The 2,940-nt window shown below is 75.5% G+C and carries 2 protein-coding genes and 1 pseudogene; 1 reads left to right on the top strand and 2 read right to left on the bottom strand.

Going from position 1 to position 2,940, the window contains the following annotated elements:
- Together ACXAHD_RS31775 and ACXAHD_RS31780 are read right to left on the bottom strand one after the other, a co-directional pair.
- Positions 1-226: pseudogene (locus ACXAHD_RS31775) on the bottom strand (hypothetical protein); the annotation flags it as partial.
- Between the two features lie 5 nt (positions 227-231).
- Entirely contained in the window at positions 232-2,805 is a 2,574-nt protein-coding gene (locus tag ACXAHD_RS31780; RefSeq protein ID WP_475055106.1) for an FtsK/SpoIIIE domain-containing protein, read from the bottom strand.
- Between ACXAHD_RS31780 and ACXAHD_RS31785 the strand changes: the two genes are divergently transcribed.
- On the top strand, positions 2,746-2,940 hold a 195-nt coding region (locus tag ACXAHD_RS31785), incomplete at its 3' end, for a hypothetical protein (RefSeq protein WP_475055108.1). The genes ACXAHD_RS31780 and ACXAHD_RS31785 overlap by 60 nt on opposite strands.

Below are 2,940 nucleotides of genomic sequence, written 5' to 3' on the forward strand. Positions count from 1 at the left end.
GGGGCGCGGCGATCGGCGGCGGCGCGGGCGGTGCCTGCTCGCCGGCGGCCTGGGCGATCGCCGCCAGCCGCTGCCACTGGGCGTACAGCCGCTGACCGAGCTGGTCGGCGTAGCCGGTGAGCCGCTGTCGACGGGTCTGATGCTGCGCCGAGCCGGCCTGACCGGTGCGGTGCAGCTCGTGCAGGTGCCGGGCCAGGGCGGCGTACTCGTCGAAGTCGCTGCTCACCGCGCTCAGCCTTCCTCGTCCAGCTCGCGGCCGGGCAACGCGAACGGCACGATCAGCCGGGTCCGCTGGTCGTGCCGGTCGATCAGCAGCGCCCGGTTCGGCCGCGGCCGGTACGCCAGGTCGTGGGTGCCCAGGTAGGAGCCGAGCTCACCGCCGGGGACGTTCATCGCCACCAGGCAGGCCAGGTCGTCGCGGTTGTGTGAGCCGCCCAGGTCGTCGGCGAGCCGCCGTAGCCCACGCCACCAACCCAGCAGATGGACGCCCTGGCCGGGCCCCTGGCGCAGCACCACCTGCAGGTCGTCCAGCCCGGACTTGTACATCTCGTCCTTCGCGCCGAGCACCCCGGCTGCGGCGTCCATCCCGAACACCACGAGGTACGTCCGCCCGCCGTCAGTCGTCGTAGTGGTGTCCGGGTTGGCCAGTCGGCGCAGCTCCTCGCGCAGCTCGGCGGCGGTCAACCGGGTGATCGAATGCCCGAAGGCGTGCAGCGCCTCAGCGGTTTCATCGGCGACCTCGTCGGCGGAGGCGACCAGCGGGGCCAGCAGGAACCGGGCGTGGCCGGCCGGCTCCTGCCGGGCCAGGCTGACCGTGGCGGCGTGCAGCACGTCGGCGGCGTGGCCGGTGGTGCCGACCACCGCGATGTGCCGGCCGGGGGTGGCGTCCAGCGGGAACACCGCCGACGTCAGATCCACGTCGACCTGCCGGCCGACCAGCGCGAGGGGACGCCGCCCGCCGGGGGCCAGTGAGCGGTACGTCGGGTCGCCGTCGAGGTGCGCCGCCTCGTACCCCTTGAAGATCGCCGGTGGCCGGGAGCCGGCGGCGCGGGCCTGCCACAGCTCGTGGCGCAGCGCGGCGATCCGCCGGGCACCGCCGTGCGCGTCCGGGAACCGGACGACCGTGTTGGCACCGGCGATGCCGGCCGAGGCGTTGACGATCGCCTGCCCGACCGGCAGCCCGCCGGCGGTCTGGTTGAGCGGGTCGAGGACGCCGTTGCCGCCGGGCAGCGCCACCCGCAGCGGGAACTGGCCGAAGATCGAGTCGGTCTTGCCGTAGAGGGCTTCGATGCCGGACATGCTCTGGCTGGCCAGGACCAGGTGTACGCCGTACGACCGGCCTTTGCGGGCCAGCTCCTCCAGCAGGGCGGCGGCCTCGCGGGCGACCGAGTCGTTACCGTCGAACAACACGTGGAACTCGTCGATCACGGCGACGGTACGCGGCGTCGGCGCGCCGTCGCGGGGCAGGTCGGCCAGCTTCGTCACGCCGTGGCGTTTCATCGCCGCCGCCCGCCGGTTCAGCTCGCGGCGCAGTTCGCGCAGCACGGCGACGCCGTACTCCCGGTCGGACTCGATGCCGACGGCGCGGGCGTGCGGGATCCACGACGGGTCGCGGCCGGTCGGCACGAACTCGGTGAAGCTGACGCCTTCCTTGAAGTCGAGCAGGTAGAGCGCCAGCTCGTCGGGTGGGTAGCGGGCGGCCAGGCCGTACAGCAGGTCAAGCAGGAAGACGGTCTTGCCGGAGCCGGTGCGCCCACCGACCAGCCAGTGCGGGGTGACGTCGTCGAAGGCGAGGACCGCCGGCTCCCGGCCGGCGCGGCCGACGACGGTGTGCAGGCCGGTGCCGGCGGTCTCGGTCCAGATCCGGGGCGGCAGCAGGTCGGCGAAGTCGAGTGCGGAGCCGCGCCGGTGGATCTCGCCGAGCCGGTCGGCGAGGGCCTGCACGACCCGGGCCGGCGGGTCGCCGTCGAGGGCGACCGGTGCGGCCAGCCCGGTGCCGTCGGAGCTGAACGGCTGGCCGGGTGGGTCGCCGACCCAGCCCCGGTTGCCGTCGAGTCGGATCTGGGTGGTCGGGCCGAGCGTCGGCGGCTGCGCCCCGGTGCCGGTCGGCGGGTAGCCGGCGACGATCACGCAGACCCGGGCGGCGGTGCCGGCGTGGGTGAGCGCGGCGAGGCGCATCAGCTCGGCGCGGCTGTCCGGCAGCGCCGCCGCGACCACCACCAGCAGCTCCCCCGGCTGCCCGCCGGTGCGGGCCTGGGCGGCGCGTACGTGCTGGTCGGCGTCGTCGAGGCGTTCCTTGGCTTCGGCGTCGGTGGCGGCCGGTGCCGCCAGCACGCCGGCTTCGACCAGCGGGCGCAGCGGCAGGAAGGTGGCGCCCATCGAGGTGGTGTCCAGCGCGGCCACCCGTACCGTGCCGGGTGGGGCGGCGGCGAGCAGTCGCACGACGAGGCTGCGCAGCAGGGCGGCGATCCGTGGCTGGCGGGCGTCGGCGTCGATGGCCAGGTGGGTGCCGGCGCCGAGCGGCACCAGCGCGGGGAACTCGACCGGGTCGCCGGTGCCGGCCAGCCCGACCGGGCGGGCCATGCCGACCCGCACCGGGGCCGGGCCGACGGCCGGGTCCTGGATGGCGCTGGTCGCGCCGGTGGTGAGGGTTTCGCCGACGTGGCGCAGCCGTTCGGTGACGTCGCCGAGGTCCGGCGGCGGCGGTGCCGGGCTGTCCGCTATGGCCGATCGGGCGGTGGTCAGATGGGTCACGGCCCGCCGGTGGGCGGCGACCGCCCGACGGTACGCGGCACCGAAGCTCATCCCACCCCCACCTGCCACTCGGGTAGCCACCGGAACACTATCCGAATCGGGCGGGCGCTGTTAACCCGGGGGGACGGGAGGGGGAGGGGGGGGGGGGGGGAGAAGGGGGGGGGGGCGGGGGGGGGGGAGGTGGGG

This window comes from Micromonospora sp. ABR4_055 (assembly GCF_056160425.1).

Coding starts and splice junctions, on each gene's coding strand:
- ACXAHD_RS31780 (WP_475055106.1), bottom strand. CDS start 2,805: ATGAGCTTCGGTGCCGCGTACCGTCGGGCGGTCGCCGCCCACCGGCGG.